The following is a 16,955-nucleotide window of genomic DNA, read 5'->3' on the forward strand; positions in this document are numbered from 1 at the left end:
GGTTATCCTTGCACCTTATCCATCTGACCCACCATGCGCATCAGTTCGGCAGTGCGGTTGGCATAGCCCCACTCGTTGTCATACCAGGCATAGATCTTCACCTGGGTGCCGTTGATCACCATGGTGGAGAGCGCATCGATGGTGCAAGAGCGCGGATCCGTCTTGTAATCCACCGATACCAGCGGGCGCTCTTCATACCCCATGATCCCCTTGAGCTCACTCTCGGCAGCGGCCTTGAGCAAGCCATTGACCTCGGCTTCGGTAGTGGGACGGCTCACCTCGAACACACAGTCGGTGAGGGAGGCGTTGGCCAGCGGCACTCGCACGGCATGGCCATTCAGCTTGCCCTTGAGCTCGGGGAAGATATGAGTGATGGCGGTGGCAGAGCCGGTGGTGGTGGGGATGAGGCTCAAGCCACAGGCGCGAGCACGGCGCAGATCTGCATGGGGAGCATCCAGAATGGTCTGAGTGTTGGTGATGTCGTGAATGGTGGTCATGGAGCCGTGCTTGATACCCAACTGCTCGTGGATCACCTTCACCACAGGCGCCAGGCAGTTGGTGGTGCAGGAGGCCGCCGTCACGATAGGATGCTGCGCCTTGTCGTAAAGGTGGTGGTTAACCCCCATCACTACGTTCAGGACACCCTCTTCCTTGACCGGAGCCGTTACCACGACGCGCTTTACCCCTTGTGCCAGGTAGGCGCTCAGCAGGGCTTTGGTCTTCATCTTGCCAGAGGCCTCGATCACCACATCACAATCCGACCAGTCAGTCTGACCGATCTCTTTGTTGCGAGTGCAGGGGATGCGATGGTTGCCAATCACCATCTCGTCACCTTCGGCGCGGGCCTCGTGATGCCAGCGCCCATGGACTGAATCGAAGGTGATGAGGTGTGCTAGGGATGCTGCATCCCCAGCCGGGTCATTGATGCGCACAAACTCTACATCTGCCCAATCGAAGGCGGCGCGAAATGAGAGGCGGCCCATGCGGCCAAAGCCGTTGATACCAACTTTGATAGTCATGCTGCTTTCCTTAACCGGCGAATGAGTAGTGGGTGTTGAGGTAATTGACATGAGGGGTCAGGGTCAACGCCTTGGGACGCAGACCTTGCACCAGGGTCTTGACCTTGGCAGGGGCGTAGCCTGCCTCCAACAGCAAGATAGCCGCCATCAGTCCGGTACGGCCCGAGCCGCCTCGGCAATGAATGGCCAAGGTCTGGCCAGAGGCAAGTCGCGCCAGCAAGTCTGCCTTGTGGCTCGTAAACGCTGCTGTGAATGGCGCCTCGGGCGCGCAATCATCCTCTACCGGTAGCTGGAACCAGACCAGCCCTAATGCAGCACACTCGGCGGGCAAGGCATCAGCCTTGAATTCGCTAAGCTCGGCATCAGGCATCATGGTGACCACCGCATCAGCCCCAGCCTCTTGCAGGGTCTTAAGGGAGGCTTGCAGGGAAGCCTCCTTGGTGCCAGGGCAGGGAGTGAAGATAAGGCGGGCGCCATTATCCAGATTCAGGATGTCAAACGGGTGCATGATAAACAGCGTCTCCATGTCTCAGTGAGAACGTCAGGTGGATTGGGATTGGTTGGGATGACATAAATCTTGCAGAGCCTCCACACCCACCGGCTCGGTCGCCAGCAAGGGCACTACGGCATAGCGCTGAGCATGCTCCCCCTTCACCGCATCGATGTGGGGTTGCTGGCGATATGCTCGCTGGGCAAGTAGGGGGGAAGTGACGCTGGCTGGGGCCAGCATGTGATTGACCACCCAAGCCCAGGGCTCGATGCCGGCACGGCGCAAGTCAGCTTGCAGATTGGCCGCCTCTTGCACCGGAGTTGGCTCGGGCAGAGTCACGATCATCACCTTGGTCTGTTTTGGGTCTTGCAGCTGCATCATGGGGGTGGTGAAGTGCATCCCTTTCCCGCCCATCTGGCGGGCAATTTCTCTGTGATAGGCGCCGGTCGCATCGAGCAGCAACAGGGTATGGCCAGTCGGCGCTGTATCCATCACCACGAAGCGCTTACCCGCCTCGCGAATGATCCGTGAGAAGGCCTGAAACACGGCGATCTCTTCGGTGCAGGGGGAACGCAAATCTTCCTCCAACAAGGCTCGACCCTGTTCATCCAGGCTCGCCCCCTTGGTGGCCAGCACCTGAGCGCGGTAACGCTCAGTCTCGGCGTGAGGATCAATGCGGCTAACTTCCAGACTGGGCAGGGCACCTGCCAACGTCTCACCCAGATGGGCTGCGGGATCTGAGGTGGTCAGGTGAACTGGCAGTCCCCGATTGGCGAGCTCCACCGCGACCGCTGCCGCCAGAGTGGTTTTGCCCACTCCCCCCTTCCCCATCAACATGATGAGCCCATGACCATCGGTGGCCAGTTCATCGACCAATTGCTTCAAATCAGGGTGTTGCTCAGCGGTCGTGCTCTCGACCTCAAAGGCCCCATTGACCGGTTCTGCGCTGAGTAACTGACGCAGGCTGTCTACACCCACCAGGTTGGTGGCCAAGAGAGGAACTCTGTCTTGTGGCAGACTTGCCAGCATCGCTGGCATATTAGCCATAGCCTGCTGCTCTCGTTGCCATACGGCTGCGGCTAAGGGGTCATCAACCTGCTCGCTTTCTGGGAAGATGCCATTGATGACCAACTGCTGATTGGCAAGGCCAATGGCCGCCAGTTCATCATGAGTACGTGCCACTTCCCGCAGGGTCGAGGTTTGGGCACGGGCGACCAAGATCAGTCGTGTTTTCTCGGCATCCGACAAGGCAGCGACAGCCTCTGCATATTGGCTGCGCTGTTTTTCCAGCCCTGCCAACGGCCCCAGACAAGAAGCGTCACCCTTGCCTTGTTCCAAGAACTCGCTCCATGCCCCTGGCAATTGTAATAAACGAATGGTGTGTCCCGTGGGGGCGGTGTCGAACACGATATGATCGTATTGACCCACTAAGTCACGGTCGGTCAGCAGGGCAGTGAACTCGTCAAAAGCGGCTATCTCTGTGGTACAGGCACCGGATAGCTGCTCTTCAATGCTGCGCACTATGCTCTCGGGCAATTTGCCACGTACTGGGCCAACAATCCGTTCACGGTACGCTTGCGCGGCAGCTTGCGGGTCAATCTCCAGCGCAGACAATCCCTCAACCTGCGGGATCTTGGTGACTTGGTTGCCTATCTTGGTATCGAAAACCTGACCCACGTTTGAGGCTGGATCCGTGCTCACCAGCAGTACCTTTTTTCCACTGTCACACAGGGCAACCGCACTTGCGCAAGCCAGCGAGGTTTTACCCACGCCCCCCTTACCGGTGTAAAAGAGAAACGGTGGCAGATTGGTCAGAAACTGGAACATGAGAGACTCCTATCTGGAAGAACAAGGCAATGAACCGAACAGAGATCTTGCTAACTACGTGAGCTCGCTTAGCAGCAACCACTGCTGCCGGAACAGCATTCACTCTTGACGATCCCTTTGATGGCGCCCGCTTTGCTTGGCTCTGTATTGGCCTCTGCGCCATCAGTTTCGGAGGCTTTCGGTAACGCCAGACCTGCATAGCGCATCAACTCAGTGCGGCTTGGATAACGACCGGTGAGTACCACCTGGCCATCAACCAAGGTCACAGGCAGCCCTTCTTCACCGGAGAGCTCCAGGAAAGAAGCCACCGCAGGGGTTTCAGCAAATACCAGGGGCTGTTGCGCCAGGTTGAAGCGATATAGAGATCCACCCTGCTGCTTGAGCCATTCTGCATCGCCCGCGAAGACCACCAGGTTTTGGTCAATATCTGTGCCGCACACACCGCTGGAGCAGCACAGGGCAGGGTCAAATACTTGTATCAATCTCATAATCACTTCCTCGCTTAATCTCAGTGGCAATAGCATCCAGAGCTGCTTTTAGCCCCTCACGATCTGTTGAAAAACGGAAAACACCTCTAACAGGAGGGCTTCGCTCCGCTTCCCCGAGCATGAAAGCAGGATGTTCATGATGAACAGCCTTCCTTGTTGCAGGAGGTAAGAGGGGGAAGCACTTCGGGAGCACAATTGGCAGTGCCGCGCATATCTAAACACTGCTCGGGATGACCGCTACAACACTCCTCAGTGAGGTAACCGATCAGCTCAAGCATCAGTGGGATATTGCCGCGATAGCGTAAAAATCGGCCTTCTTGCTCCACCGAGATGAGGCCCGCGTGAAGCATGGCTTTCAGGTGAAATGACAGGGTATTCGGAGCGATATCGAGCTCACTGGCCAACTGACCAGCAACCATCCCTTCCAGCCCAGCTTTGACCAGCAGGCGCCATACATCGAGGCGGATACCGGACGACAGAGACTCGAAGACTTTAGTAGCAGTATCTTTATTCATTTGAACCTCTATCACTCATTTCATGATTACAACTATACAAGAACAGTTGAAATGATCAAGGCAGCTTGCCACTGCTTTGAATCTATTCAGGTTGAGCTGCCGTTTACGCAGCACTCTTCACGGAAAAATGCGATGACCTCTTCCAGCACCTCGAATTGAGACACGCACATGAGCGTGCGACTCTCTCGGTTCTGCTTGACGAGCCCTACCGATACCAGAGCCGAGATATGGTGGCTGAGGGTTGATGCAGGGATAGATAGTTGTTTTTGCAGCTCTCCAACAGGCAAGCCCTGCGTCCCAGCCTTGATGAGATGCTTGAAAATGAACAGGCGAGTTGGATGACCAAGCTCCTTCAACGCTTTAGCGACTTCTTCCAACTGCATGACCCAATCCCTCCACACGATGCATATTTCGATAATACCAGAAATATCTTGATCACCACATCATTTCCATTATTCTAGAAATGTGGTTTTTACGTGGAGAATATGAAGATGAATGACTGGTTAACCATGCTGACGGATGCATCTCAGATGTTTTTGTTCCTGGCCTTTGAGCTCTCTGTGCTGTTCCTGGTGATCAGTGCCGGGGTCAGCTTGATCCGCCAGAAGATACCCGACGCCAAGATCCAAGCCATGCTGGGGGCACGAAAAGGCAGAGGCTACTTGATCTCTGCGGTGCTGGGCGCATTGACCCCATTTTGCAGTTGCTCAACCATCCCTATGCTGCGTGGACTCTTGTCTGCCAAAGCCGGTTTTGGGCCAACACTGACTTTCCTGTTTGTCTCACCGTTGCTCAATCCGATTATTGTCGGCCTGATGTGGGCTACCTTCGGATGGAAAGTGACGGTGCTGTATGCCGTGATCGCAGCTGGCGTCTCCGTACTGGCGAGCATGCTGCTGGACATGCTGGGGTTCGAGCGTCATGTCATTGACCCTAAAGATGCCCCAAAAAGCAGCTGTGGCACCAGTTGCGGCACTACTGCGAGTGAACCGGCCAGTGCGAATGCAACCGCTTGCTGTGCAAGCAGCACCATCAAGTCAGTCAAACCGATAAGTGCTGCGGCATCCTGCTGTGCCCCACAACCAGCGGCAGAGGCAACGCCAGCGCTCTCTTGCTGCGCAGATGGCACCGCGACCCTGACCCAGGCGCCAGTGATCCCCACTGCCTTTGCCAAAGCTCGTGCTGATGCTTGGCAGCAATTCAAAGAGGTACTGCCCTACTTGTTGCTGGGGGTACTGATCGGGTCATTTATCTACGGTTTTATTCCGTCAGAGTGGATCGCCGCCCACGCTGGGGCAGATAACCCCCTGGCTATTCCATTCAGTGCCATCGTGGGTATTCCGCTCTATATCCGGGCAGAAGCTGTTATCCCGCTTGCATCGGTACTGATGAGTAAAGGGATGGGAATGGGGGCTGTGATGGCTCTTATCATCGGTAGTGCGGGGGCCAGCCTGACCGAGGTGATCCTGCTCAAGTCGATGTTCAGAACTCCCATGATCGTGGCATTCCTCACCGTCATACTGGGGATGGCCGTCATGATGGGCTACCTGACCCAATTCTTGTTTTCATAAATGACAAAAGGGCCTTCTTGAACAGAAGGCCCTTTAATGTGTATCAGTATGTATGGAGATTCACTCTGGAATTTTAATAAATGAACCATACTTTCTCCTTAGGTTATCAATAGCCTTAATGACCTGCCTTTCTTTTTCTTCCAATGCCTTTATATCTTTTGACTTTTCTTTTAGCAGCTTTTCATACATTACTTGAGCCTGCTCTCTTGATTTAATATTCACGATGTTCGTCAAGTCTTTGTGTTTTTCAGTTAAAGCATTCTCTCGCTCTTTTATTGAAGTAAGGCTATCGTTTAAGTTTCTCTGTGAAAGGTCTAGTGAGGCTGAAAGCTGACGTATTTTAATCTCTTTTATATTAGCCCGTTCTTCTTTATCTCTAATTGTTCTATTTACATCATCAACCTGTGAATAAAACTCCGCCTTAAGCTCATCTAAATTAGCAAGATCACTTAGTAAGTCTTGCTTTCTATCAATTTCATCCTGTATGTCATAAAGACGGTTTTTTAATTCAACTTCAAGACTCCTATATCGGTCTTGTAAGAGAATGATGTTCTCCTCTGCCTTTGCGATAAATAGCTCTTTATCTCTTATTCTTCCATCCCACTTTTGAAGAATTGAACTAGCGTTATTTTCTGAATGCCGAGCTTGTTCAATTGTTCGCTGCATATCGCTTAGTTCTGATTGATACGTATTTTTTATTGCATTGTATTCTTCATTAAGTATTTTAACCCCGGCTTGATGCTTTGAATTTAAGGATGAATGCTGATACTGTAAAGATATTAACTCCCGTCTATTATGAGAATGCATCATTTCGGAGAAATTTCCAATAGGAGATACTGATAACCACTTTTTAGGGCAGCTTTTAAGATAACCTCTAATATCTTCTTTTGAGATTGTTTCTCCCTTAACTCGAAATCTACTCAGGTCAAGTTCAACACAAGTTGTATTTACTTTCTTTAGCTCTTTAATTTTTCTTCTATCACAAAAGTGAGTTACTGCAATTTCGATGAGAACTTTATCTCCATCAATGAATCCGATTACATCAGGGATAATTCGGCCTTCATAAACCTCACATATCATCTCATCAAAGACTATGTTTTTATGTACTGGGTTTATAGTTCCAATAGGAAGTAATAACTGCCGTTCTGCTGCTATAATTTCTTTAGCCAGGATATGTATTTCTGTTTCTGGCTTCCAATTACAGGATTTTTCTTCGATAGAGTTAGGCTCATGAGCAAAATGATGGGCTGTAACTGGGCCTTTCTTTGCCCAGACTGCACCTTGACATCCAATGCATGTGCAATTGCATCCTTTTCCACTAACAACGTCTTTGACATCAACTATATGGCCGTTGTCATCAAAAGCACGAGTCATCAGGATTCTTGCCATCTCTATCCTACCCAAAATGAAGCTATGTATTAAATTCAATCACTTTATTCAGTTAACTTGAATGTTTTAACTGCATCAGTTATTACAACATTTTGATGAAAAATCATATATTTCCATTTGATTGTTTTGAACTTCATCAAGATTCAATCAGATTTAGCAATATGACGACTCCCCAAGCCAACTCATGGCGCTTTAGGGGAAGCGCAGGATGATGTAAGGGCAGTCCCCTACAACATGTTGAAGAGGGCCTGAAATTGATACCAAAGGAGTGAGTCCCCAAAGTTGTGCAAATCAAGACACTGGTCTGAGGCCAGTGTCAGGTGATAACTAGAACTGTATATTTTGTATATGTCATCTTCGTGCTCAATATGGTAATACATTGATGTTTAGCTCTTTTTTTAACTCTCCGATTTCTTCTTCAAGGCGTTGTAACTGGCGAACTAAAAGCAACTCTCTGCCTAGTGCCGCATCTAACTGCATTTTTAGTGATTTGATTTCTTCCTCACCTAACTCTTTCGCCATTTTAATGCTTTCAAATCTTCGCTTTCTTATCGAGCTAGGGGACTCTATTTCATTTTTAAAAGCATTGATGAGTGTAATCAATGGCTGATGTTTTTCTCGTTTCGGCTTTAAATATCCTGCATCTAAACCGGCTTCTTGTGATACAACAGAGAGGGTAATTGCTGATGGAGCTAAGTTTTTGTACTTCACTAGCTCAGGCTTACCCTCTTTTAATCGTTGAAAAGCAGCATAACACTTTTCTAACCCATTATTATTCTTCATAAGACTCATCCTTGTTCATCTGATACTTTTTAAATTTATTCAGACTGTCTAATTCAGCCTCTAATGCTTGATACTCACCATCTTTGGGTGTGTAGAATTGCATTGCTTTTTGTATTTCAATAATTTGTTTTTCTACTTTATCCCGTTTTATCACAGCACAATCCGAGCCTAAACAATCAGTAAACTCACCCAAGATCCGACAATCGCAACCATTGATGTTAGTGCAACCACCCAGCAGAGTTCTGTTATATACGATCTCACCATTTTTTATTTTTTCTTCTGTTGCTTCTCGAAATTCCACAATGCTGACATTGCCATCAAAAATGCGTTCTGCTTGTCTCGACATGTAGCTGCCAGATTTACCAAACAATGGCTCACCCTCTAGTAAGTCATTAATCAATCGTTCAGCCACATCCATTGTGTAAGCGGCCTGACAATCGAAAATTACGTGTGATTCAGGAAGTGTCCATTTTCCTGTTTCTGTATCATAATGCCCAAAGATAGAAACGATATTTTGATGGTTTCTACTGTAGTATTTGGTTATTTCTGTTGTTAGATGTTTGTACTGCTGTTTCAATGTAGGGATAGAAACAAATCCCGAGCTACAGGCATAAAAAGCTAAAGAACGGCGAAATTGATGGCTAGTCAGTGGCCATACATCACCAATTTTAAATTTTAATCCTCCATTATGGTCTCTTTCATTTTCGAAGTCCCTGGATGGATCGCTTGCTTTCAACAACTCCATATCTTTTTCGGTTATCACTGCATCCAGGAGCCACTGAGGCACTCCCAGTTTTTTAATTTTATGGAAGGAAGAATATTTATTTTCTTCGATTTCCTCCTTAATTGACCCACTTAAATAGCCCGCACTTAAAAACAACGGGTAGGCATTTACGTCTGTTATATTGTTTTTCCAACATAACCCTCTGGTGATTCGTTGTAATACTTCAATTGCTTTAATGATAATATCTGGTGCATACCAGGCATCATCCTTTCTATAACCAGTGTATTTTGTAGTGGTGGAAAGCAGTTTTATCATGTTAGTTGGTACAACTATTTTTCCGTTCTCGTCTTTTTCTTCTTGTTTTATATCAACGGTAGATACGCAACTGAACGGTAGGCGTATAATCTCCTGATCGCGCATGCCGGTATAAAGATGGATCGCGGTTTTTAATGTAAACCGTATCTGTTTAATTTTTTTTAATAGCTGATGATAGTTAGTTACATTAGACAGAACATCATTTAAGCCATACTCAGTGATAGCTTCCTGCATTGTTGGTTTGAGTCTTTTTTTAGACTTATTCTGAGTTGCATGTGTTAAACCATAACCTTTTTCCGAAAACCGATATAAAAAAAAGGCTATTTTAGAAGTTCCTGAATGTAATGCTTCCAACTCATCTGTGAGTGCGTTTACAAAATGAAGATATAAATCAACGGGTATCAAAGGGTGTTGTTTGGTCTCTTTATCGCCACGAGAAAACCTTACAAAACAAACAGCATAGCCAAGCTTTTCCTTCCCTCCCCCCTAGGCTAACCAACTTTGAAATAAGATCATTTAAATTTCTTTTGCTGTATTCATAATTTTGCAGATTTTTTTTATTTTCTAGTACGTCACAAATATACATTAACTGGTTATTAAACGGGTTGTTACTAAGTTTTACAGCTATACCTGAAATAATACGAATGACACGAAAATATTCATATAAAGTTGATGTACTTAACCGACCAATGCGACCAGAGCCTGTTTTGTAAATGAGACAAAACATAATCCATTTTACTTCTTTTTTCAGCTGTAATGTATGCTCCTCGTTCACACCACAAATCGATTTAAAATTTAAGCTAGGAATTGGGTTCCCAGGGAGTCCATATGGAGTAAAATTCCAAAGATCACTACCATAGATTGCTGTTGCATTACCTTTTTCATCTTTACATAAAACAAATTCATCGGATGGTGGGGTTAGGTCTGAATCTCCTGTAAAAGCATCTGGGCTGTATATTGTGGTGTTGAAGCTATCCAGGGTGTTATACAAAACATTTGTAACGATATTCATAATATCATCCCCATTTCTGCATAACGCTCTAGCCTGAAAGACCAAAAGGCCGTTAAATCACCATACTCAAAAACATCTACATACAGTGTATTTACAAGCGCTTTTGTTGCTTTTGAAAAATCCTTTAAACGATCTATTAAGTAATCAATACGTACAGAAAGTTCTCTCAGGAGCTTTTCTGTTTTTTCAGGATCAGTTGACATCTTTAACACTTGCTCTATGACATATCTCACGCTTAAAAGCTTGTGTATATCGTCACGGTCTGCATGAATTAAGTATTTTGAACAAAACAAACAGCCAAATTGCTTTTTGCAGTCGGGGTCAATCGGTGTGCTTTCCTGTACTTTTTCAGGGTTTCCTTTATTAGAACAATGACCTGTCGGAATGGATGAATCTCGTTCAGATGTGTCTTGCGTAATTTTGATTTCTTTGGCAGCTTTGCTTATCGCTGACCACAGTGTGCCTAGTTCTTTCTTGCTGGTATCCGGTGAGTAAGTAGTATAATTTTCTTCGTTTGTTTTTTCGGTGTGATTTAGGATTTTGGCGATTGTTTTTGTACCAATTTTTGCTTCATGTAAAACAACGCTTTTATATTTTCTTGCCTGACGGCTACGTACAACTTGAACATCTAAAGGAAAGAAAAACTTTCTTTCTCGTATCACTAAACCAGATATGGAACCCTCTGTATGCTGCACAGGCTCACCATCTTTATTCATTTTAAAAAACAGAAAACTACACTCTTTTCCCTGTAAGATAAACTCGCGGAACTTCAGATATTCTTTTAAAATTTTCAAACCGTACTTTGAACCTAAGTCGTAGTTTACAACCTTGCCACCGGCTCTGAACTTCACTGCTCTAAAGCTGTAGTGAATAATATTTCGCTCAACATTCAGGGTGTTTTCGTAAACAATTTGCCTTGCTTCATTGCCATAGCATCCGGTCGTTAACATAAAAAGTTGCATATAAGCAGTTAAAGCCATTGATATATCGCAAATTCGGTAGCAGCTGTTAAGACCAAGACTATTATGTTTATCTATATTTTCTTGTGCTTTTTTTAAATCGTGAGCGTTATTGTGCTTAGGTCGACTATTAATACTTCCCATTTCTTCAACAGTCGATAATCTACCCTCCTCGTAATTAAACGTGGCAATATGGTTAGTTGTAAAAGGTGTTTTAATACTACAGTTAGCAGGGAAAACATAAGTATGGTAATCTGGCATTTGTAGTAACCAAGGATACGGTTGCATTTCTAAAACTGCATGACTATATCCTTTAGCAATAGCTAGAAATATATTTGCGTTGTATTTTACTAACGATTTTTCTGGCGCCTGTAATTCTGGGCCGCCATAGCTGATTGTTGTAATACCAGAAGTTACCTGTCTACTAGCATCCTCTCCAAAGTTAATTGCAGCCATGTCTTTCATAGACCTCTGGCTTTGATTCGCAGTAATGGGTTTTAGTTTTTTATGAAAAATCTGGTTATTTAAATGATTGGTAAACTCAAAATAAGCTGCGCGAAAACATTCTGGTGTTGTAAATAAATCTGTGTGGTTGTTACTATCTGCCCAGTTTACAACGGTACGAACACTCTTTAGAAAAGCTAAAACAGATGAATCTCGCCAAGCTTTAGTTAATAAATAATCGAACAGCAAAGTTAAAAATGTTTGCCGTTCCTTTTTAAGGCTACAAATACAAACTGGCTGTGAAACAGTATTGTTTGGCTTAGAGCTCATACCTCTTAAGCTGTATGCAATTATTCCAATGTCAAATGCACCTTTTATTATCGACTCTGGTAACAGAATACAAACTTTTTCAGGTGCATCTTCATACTCAAGTAGCTGGCTCACTTCAAGCTTGATGGTGTCTCTTGGAGCCATATCGAGCGTGCTTATATCATTCATTTTCATTTGTCCTCAATCGGTATCTCTTGGCTTTGCAACACATCACCGAAAAGGACATTTTCAAATGTTTCTTGAGCTTCTATTAGTTCATTGGTTTGGCTGAACAGCTTTAAATAATCCTCAGTAGTAGATTGATGTGCATGATGCAGCCGATGGCGTATGTGGTTGAGCTCTTGTCCAGCCAGCATCTTTTTCTCTGCAATCAGTTTTTGGCACCCTTTATATAAAAGAAGGGCAAATGTTGCTCTCAGCCAATGAAATGAAAAATCCGATGAGACTTTATTTCCTGTGATTTTTAGTAGCTTGGTTTTTAAATTCCTTGTTACTTGGCCTAGAGCTGGCGATAGTGTTTTTCTGTAGCGGGGGTCTAAATGGGACATATATCGACAATCCCCTGTCGGACTCAAAAAAAGATACATATCATCATCGTTCAAAACGTTGCCAAATTTTTGTTTAAATTTCTCTCTGCGTTCATTGGCCTTTTTTGAATTTGCCCATATTTTTATTTTTTCTCCTAACCAAGCCGGCACATATAAAACGTGAGATTTATTATATTTTGTGTCGCAGCCATTTTGTCTATTCGCAAATAATATGTAGCTCTGCTTCTTCTGGCTTAAATACTGTTCCTCAAAAAACTCTAAATGCTTCATTCGCATTGTGAGAATGGTTTGCTTTCGCTCTCCAGTGCATAATGCAAGATAAAAAATCAACCTCTCATCTGTAGCGAATTCATCTGTCTCTAATGCATCTAATAAGGCATCGAGTTCTTTTTGAAAAAGAGGGCGTAAATCTTCACCTTCATCCCTGACGTAACCAATATTGACAGGTGCAGGCTCTGCCGTTTTGACAGTTTGAGAGCGTTTTTCACCCTCAAGAAGATACGTATTTCCAGAGGAGGCTTGTTTAAAAACTGAAAAGCTAGTAAGCGTTTCCACTCTTTTAATATCCAAATTTACATTTGGCAAATTTGCAGCAAAATTATAAAACTGGTACACCGCACCTGTTTTTGCATTTAGTAAATCTGGTTTTGTTTTTTCCACATGCATCAGATGTGAATAGTATCGCCATGTGGGTCACCTGTGTTTTAATGCATGTTTAAAATCAAAGAGATCAATTGGTGCAGGCTCGTTGTTGTTGTTCCTTGCGCTTTCGCAGAAAATCTTATAGTCGAGCAGGAGGGAAGCCTTTTTGCGTATGTCCCTTGTATCTTTGTAATTAGCACTATTATCGGTTGCTATTTTAAGCAGAAATAGATTTGCTAAATTCCACGGCGTACCATCAGCTTCTAATAATAATGGAAATAAATAAATGCTATCATCGGAATCAGCTGAGTTATTGATGTCTGTTATAAAGTATTGTTCATTCGGAACAGATATAGAATAGTTATTGATAGGGTAGGTGGACAGATATGCTTTCGTATGAGGCAAATGATGTATTAGAACAATCCGTTGTGCCTTTGTTAGTTGCATCATGTGCATCCTTGCAATAACCACTCTTATACAAAGGGTAGTACGCCTTGAACCGTTGTCAAACTCAAGAATTTACACCTCAATTGTCAATTTGCCATCTTAACTACTAGCGAAGGTCGGGGGTTCGACTCCTCTTACCGGCACCAGATCTCGCAAACAACAACGCCGCATATCTTATGCGGCGTTGTTGTTTGTACGACTCTCAGGCTTGCATCGTACTGGTCGGCATGGACATGCCTCACAGTACGAGCCCCTTCATTTTCCTCTATGGCCAGCAACGCGAACAGGATTGCCTGACCGAGCAGCTGGCATGTCAAACCAGGGCTTTGTCTATATCAGCAACAAATTGTCCTGCTGACGGGTGGCCGTCACCAGCACGGGTATCGACTTGGAGGTGGGGGTAAACGAGCCCTCCCCTATGCTGTCGATGGGCACCAGCGGGTTGGTTTCGGGATAGTAGGCCGCGATATTGCCCTGCGGGATCTCGTAGATCACCACGTTGAATCCGGTCACAATCCGCTCGCGCCCGTCGCTGCAGATGGCCGCCATATCGACCCTGTCTCCTTCGGCAAAGCCGAGACGGCGGGCATCTTCCCCGTTCATGAACACCACGTTGCGCTGGCCCTTGATGCCGCGATAGCGATCGTCCATGCCGTAGATAGTCGTGTTGTACTGATCGTGGGAGCGCAGGCTCTGCAGCAGCAACACCGGCTGATCGCTCATCTGTTCGGCATGGCGGGTACACTCCGGCAACACAGAGTGCGGCAGGGTGCTGGCACGAAACTCGGCGCTGCCGCTGGCGGTATTCCACGTCAGTTGCGCCGCGGAGTTGTCCAGATGAAAGCCGCACGGCTGCTGGATGCGGGTATTGAAATCGGTAAAACCGGCGATGGTCTGCTCGATGAGATCGCGAATGCGCCCATAGTCATCGCGCAGGGCAAGCCAGTCGACAATTTCGCTACCCACGGTGGCATGAGCCATCCGCGCCACTATGTCGGTCTCTGACAAGCAGAGCGGCGACACCGGCTCGGCTGCACCGGTCGAGGCGTGCACCATGCTGAAGGTATCCTCCACCGTGATCTTCTGGTTACCCATGCGCTGGATATCGAGCTCGGTGCGGCCGAGGCAGGGCAGGATCAACGCCGCCTTGCCCACCTGCAGATGGCTGCGGTTGAGCTTGGTGCTGATCTGCACGTTGAGCAGCGCCTTCTTCATGGCCCCGTAGGTGAAATCAGTATCGGGGGCCGCTGCGGCCAGATTGCCGCCCAGGCAGATGAGCACCTTGTTCTTGCCTTCGTGCAGCGCCTTGAGCGCCTCATAGACATTGTGACCACGAGCCCGCGGCAGGCTCACCCGCAGGTGACGCTCGAGCCGGTCGATAAAGGCTGCTGTCGGCTTCTCGTTGATCCCCATGGTGCGGTTGCCCTGCACGTTGCTGTGGCCCCGTACCGGACAGAGCCCAGCCCCCGGCTTGCCCATCTGGCCACACATCAGGTGCAGGTTGACGATTTCGCGAATGGTATCGACCGAGTGCAGATGCTGGGTCAGCCCCATGGCCCAGCAGCTGATGACGCTGCGGCTGGCGGCAAATACCCGGGCCGCCTGCACTATGTCGTCTCGGATCAGCCCGGATTGCTGCTCGATCTCGGCCCAGCCGGTGGCGCGCACCTGCGCCTCATACTCGTCAAAATGGCGGGTGTGGCGGGCGATGAAGTCGCGATCCACCACCTGTGGCGCCTCTTCCAAGATGTACTTGGCCATGCCGCGGATGGCGGCCATGTCGCCGCCCAGCTTGGGCGTCAGATATTGATGGCTGATGGTGGTGGCCGCCGGGGTCAGCAGCTCGAGCGGACTTTGCGGACTGGCAAAGCGCTCGAGGGCCACCTCTTTGAGGTTGTTGAAGCTGACAATCTTGCAGCCATTTCGCGCCGCCTGGCGCAGGGCATTCATCATGCGCGGATGGTTGGTGCCCGGATTCTGGCCATAGACGAACACGGCCTCGGCACGGTCAAAATCATCCAGCACCACTGTGCCCTTGCCGATGCCGACCGACTGAGTCAGCGCCACCCCGCTCGCCTCGTGGCACATGTTGGAGCAGTCGGGGAAGTTGTTGGTGCCAAACAGGCGGCCAAACAGCTGATAGAGGTAGGAGGCCTCGTTGCTGGCGCGGCCCGAGGTATAGAACTCCACCTCGTCCGGGCTGTCGAGTCCCCTGAGGGTATCGGCGATAAGCTTAAAGGCGTCGTCCCAGTTTATCGGCTCATAGTGATCGGTCGCCGGATTGTAACGCAGCGGCTCGGTCAGCCGCCCCTGATACTCCAGCCAGTAATCGCTCTGGGTGGCCAGCTGGCGCACCGAGTGTGCCGCAAAAAACGCGGCCCCCACCGTCTTGCCGGTCGACTCCCAGGCCACCGCCTTGGCGCCGTTTTCACAGAACTGGAAGGCGCCGTGATCGTTGTCGCCCCAGGCGCAGCCCGGGCAGTCGAAGCCGTCTGTCTGGTTGACCCGCAGCAGATTCTTGATGTTCTGGCGGGTCTTCTGGCTGCGCAACACCTGCTTCATGGTGGACTGCAGGGACGAAAAACCGCCTGCTTTGGCAGGCTTTTCAATATGACTCATGGCACTCTCCGATGGGATCCGCCGGGCGATAGCTGGAGTAGCTGACCGGGGCATCAAACTTGGGAATATGGATGACGTTGAGGTTGTATTTGAGGGCCAACCTGACCGCCAACTGGCTGGGTGACGCCAGGCAGACGAGGTGACGAGCGCCGAACAGCGCCGTTTTTTGCACCAGCTCACTGCCGCAGCGGCTGGTCACCACCAGGGTGTCGCAGGGGAGTGTCTGGCGCAGCAAGAGGCCGATCAGCTTGTCGAGGGCATTGTGACGCCCTATATCTTCGCGGCAGTGGAGGATCTGCCCCTGCTCATCCAGCGCCAGCGCCGCATGCAGGGCGCCGGAGTGTTGCCCCTTGAGCTGCCACTGGGCGATTTGCGGCCGCAGTTCGGCCAACAGCGCAACATCAAGGGGCGGCGTCAGCGGCAATGGCCGAAGATCGGGAAATGCCTGCTCGACCGCCTCCACACCGCAGATACCGCAGCCGGTCGCACCGGTCAGCCTGCGCCGACGCAGCTGCAGCCGTGCCAGACAGCGGTTGGCAATGGTAACATCCAGCACAAAGCCATGTTCAGCAGGGGATACCTGAATATCGTGCACATCGTGGTTGTGCCCGATGATCGACTCGCAGAACAGAAATCCGACCGCAAAATCGTCGAGATCGTCCGGGGTCGCCATCATCACCGCGTGGTTGATGCCATTGATGTTGATGGAAACAGCCACCTCCTCCGCCAGATGATCGAGCGAAGGCAAGACGGGCGGATTGGCAGGGGTGCCGACTAAGCAGGGCGCAGGCATGAAGGGTGGCCTAAAAATGCAAACTGCATTCAAGTTTAGA

Annotated in this window: 16 protein-coding genes; 1 reads left to right on the top strand and 15 read right to left on the bottom strand. The window is 48.4% G+C overall.

The features are described 5' to 3' along the window. Nucleotides 1-2: 2 nt before the first annotated feature. The 6 genes from CK910_RS21500 to CK910_RS21525 form a co-directional block, all read right to left on the bottom strand. On the bottom strand, nucleotides 3-1,019 hold the full coding sequence (locus tag CK910_RS21500) for an ArsJ-associated glyceraldehyde-3-phosphate dehydrogenase (protein WP_029304601.1): 1,017 nt from the start codon (nucleotides 1,017-1,019) through the stop codon (nucleotides 3-5). Between the two features lie 10 nt (nucleotides 1,020-1,029). Next, on the bottom strand, nucleotides 1,030-1,527 hold the full coding sequence (locus CK910_RS21505) for a phosphatase domain-containing protein (RefSeq protein WP_253852774.1): 498 nt from the start codon (nucleotides 1,525-1,527) through the stop codon (nucleotides 1,030-1,032). 33 nt (nucleotides 1,528-1,560) lie between these two features. Continuing rightward, on the bottom strand, nucleotides 1,561-3,336 hold the full coding sequence (gene arsA, locus CK910_RS21510; RefSeq protein WP_098984649.1) for an arsenical pump-driving ATPase: 1,776 nt from the start codon (nucleotides 3,334-3,336) through the stop codon (nucleotides 1,561-1,563). A gap of 68 nt (nucleotides 3,337-3,404) precedes the next feature. Then, a complete protein-coding gene (gene arsD / locus CK910_RS21515; RefSeq protein WP_098984650.1) occupies nucleotides 3,405-3,824 on the bottom strand; it encodes an arsenite efflux transporter metallochaperone ArsD in 420 nt (139 codons plus the stop codon). A gap of 134 nt (nucleotides 3,825-3,958) precedes the next feature. Then, entirely contained in the window at nucleotides 3,959-4,339 is a 381-nt protein-coding gene (locus CK910_RS21520; RefSeq protein WP_029304596.1) for an ArsR/SmtB family transcription factor, read from the bottom strand. Nucleotides 4,340-4,425: 86 nt separating this feature from the next. Further along, entirely contained in the window at nucleotides 4,426-4,722 is a 297-nt protein-coding gene (locus tag CK910_RS21525; protein ID WP_029304595.1) for an ArsR/SmtB family transcription factor, read from the bottom strand. 108 nt (nucleotides 4,723-4,830) lie between these two features. On the opposite strand from CK910_RS21525, the gene CK910_RS21530 reads away from it, so the two are divergent. Continuing rightward, on the top strand, nucleotides 4,831-5,910 hold the full coding sequence (locus CK910_RS21530; protein WP_098985200.1) for a permease: 1,080 nt from the start codon (nucleotides 4,831-4,833) through the stop codon (nucleotides 5,908-5,910). Between the two features lie 60 nt (nucleotides 5,911-5,970). On the opposite strand, the gene CK910_RS23915 is transcribed toward CK910_RS21530, so the two are convergent. From CK910_RS23915 to fdhD, 9 genes are all read right to left on the bottom strand, one after another. Beyond that, complete coding sequence (locus CK910_RS23915; RefSeq protein WP_157774658.1) at nucleotides 5,971-7,299, bottom strand: hypothetical protein; 1,329 nt, start codon at nucleotides 7,297-7,299, stop codon at nucleotides 5,971-5,973. A gap of 363 nt (nucleotides 7,300-7,662) precedes the next feature. After that, nucleotides 7,663-8,082 (bottom strand): hypothetical protein, encoded by a 420-nt coding sequence (locus tag CK910_RS23920; RefSeq protein WP_157774659.1) that lies wholly within the window; start codon nucleotides 8,080-8,082, stop codon nucleotides 7,663-7,665. Beyond that, nucleotides 8,072-9,526 carry a tyrosine-type recombinase/integrase gene (locus CK910_RS21540; protein WP_157774660.1) on the bottom strand — a complete coding sequence of 485 codons (1,455 nt, stop codon included), beginning with the start codon at nucleotides 9,524-9,526 and terminating at the stop codon, nucleotides 8,072-8,074. The genes CK910_RS23920 and CK910_RS21540 overlap by 11 nt, the downstream gene beginning before the upstream one ends. 19 nt (nucleotides 9,527-9,545) lie before the next feature. Then, complete coding sequence (locus CK910_RS23925) at nucleotides 9,546-10,133, bottom strand: hypothetical protein (protein WP_157774661.1); 588 nt, start codon at nucleotides 10,131-10,133, stop codon at nucleotides 9,546-9,548. Beyond that, nucleotides 10,130-12,040 (bottom strand): hypothetical protein, encoded by a 1,911-nt coding sequence (locus CK910_RS23930; protein WP_157774662.1) that lies wholly within the window; start codon nucleotides 12,038-12,040, stop codon nucleotides 10,130-10,132. The genes CK910_RS23925 and CK910_RS23930 overlap by 4 nt, the downstream gene beginning before the upstream one ends. Continuing rightward, nucleotides 12,037-13,074: a site-specific integrase gene (locus CK910_RS21545; protein ID WP_157774663.1), complete on the bottom strand. Its 1,038-nt coding sequence runs from the start codon at nucleotides 13,072-13,074 to the stop codon at nucleotides 12,037-12,039. The genes CK910_RS23930 and CK910_RS21545 overlap by 4 nt, the downstream gene beginning before the upstream one ends. A 33-nt stretch (nucleotides 13,075-13,107) precedes the next feature. Beyond that, nucleotides 13,108-13,503, bottom strand: coding sequence for a hypothetical protein (locus tag CK910_RS23935; protein WP_157774664.1), 396 nt, complete (start codon nucleotides 13,501-13,503; stop codon nucleotides 13,108-13,110). Between the two features lie 330 nt (nucleotides 13,504-13,833). Beyond that, nucleotides 13,834-16,122: an FdhF/YdeP family oxidoreductase gene (locus tag CK910_RS21550; protein WP_098984654.1), complete on the bottom strand. Its 2,289-nt coding sequence runs from the start codon at nucleotides 16,120-16,122 to the stop codon at nucleotides 13,834-13,836. After that, nucleotides 16,109-16,915, bottom strand: a complete 807-nt coding sequence (gene fdhD / locus CK910_RS21555) for a formate dehydrogenase accessory sulfurtransferase FdhD (RefSeq protein ID WP_172955389.1) — start codon at nucleotides 16,913-16,915, stop codon at nucleotides 16,109-16,111. The genes CK910_RS21550 and fdhD overlap by 14 nt, the downstream gene beginning before the upstream one ends. Between the last annotated feature and the right edge of the window lie 40 nt (nucleotides 16,916-16,955).

Source organism: Aeromonas sp. CA23 (assembly GCF_002587065.1).
Taxonomy (GTDB): Bacteria; Pseudomonadota; Gammaproteobacteria; order Enterobacterales; family Aeromonadaceae; genus Aeromonas; species Aeromonas bestiarum.

What these genes read in the sequence shown, in the direction of transcription:
- CK910_RS21505 (WP_253852774.1), bottom strand. Translation starts at nt 1,527, where the DNA reads ATGCACCCGTTTGACATCCTGAATCTGGATAATGGCGCCCGCCTTATC.
- CK910_RS23915 (WP_157774658.1), bottom strand. Translation starts at nt 7,299, where the DNA reads ATGGCAAGAATCCTGATGACTCGTGCTTTTGATGACAACGGCCATATA.
- CK910_RS21525 (WP_029304595.1), bottom strand. Translation starts at nt 4,722, where the DNA reads ATGCAGTTGGAAGAAGTCGCTAAAGCGTTGAAGGAGCTTGGTCATCCA.
- CK910_RS23925 (WP_157774661.1), bottom strand. Translation starts at nt 10,133, where the DNA reads ATGAATATCGTTACAAATGTTTTGTATAACACCCTGGATAGCTTCAAC.
- CK910_RS23935 (WP_157774664.1), bottom strand. Translation starts at nt 13,503, where the DNA reads ATGCAACTAACAAAGGCACAACGGATTGTTCTAATACATCATTTGCCT.
- CK910_RS21530 (WP_098985200.1), top strand. Translation starts at nt 4,831, where the DNA reads ATGAATGACTGGTTAACCATGCTGACGGATGCATCTCAGATGTTTTTG.
- arsA (WP_098984649.1), bottom strand. Translation starts at nt 3,336, where the DNA reads ATGTTCCAGTTTCTGACCAATCTGCCACCGTTTCTCTTTTACACCGGT.
- CK910_RS21550 (WP_098984654.1), bottom strand. Translation starts at nt 16,122, where the DNA reads ATGAGTCATATTGAAAAGCCTGCCAAAGCAGGCGGTTTTTCGTCCCTG.
- CK910_RS23920 (WP_157774659.1), bottom strand. Translation starts at nt 8,082, where the DNA reads ATGAAGAATAATAATGGGTTAGAAAAGTGTTATGCTGCTTTTCAACGA.
- CK910_RS21520 (WP_029304596.1), bottom strand. Translation starts at nt 4,339, where the DNA reads ATGAATAAAGATACTGCTACTAAAGTCTTCGAGTCTCTGTCGTCCGGT.
- CK910_RS21500 (WP_029304601.1), bottom strand. Translation starts at nt 1,019, where the DNA reads ATGACTATCAAAGTTGGTATCAACGGCTTTGGCCGCATGGGCCGCCTC.
- fdhD (WP_172955389.1), bottom strand. Translation starts at nt 16,915, where the DNA reads ATGCCTGCGCCCTGCTTAGTCGGCACCCCTGCCAATCCGCCCGTCTTG.
- CK910_RS23930 (WP_157774662.1), bottom strand. Translation starts at nt 12,040, where the DNA reads ATGAAAATGAATGATATAAGCACGCTCGATATGGCTCCAAGAGACACC.
- arsD (WP_098984650.1), bottom strand. Translation starts at nt 3,824, where the DNA reads ATGAGATTGATACAAGTATTTGACCCTGCCCTGTGCTGCTCCAGCGGT.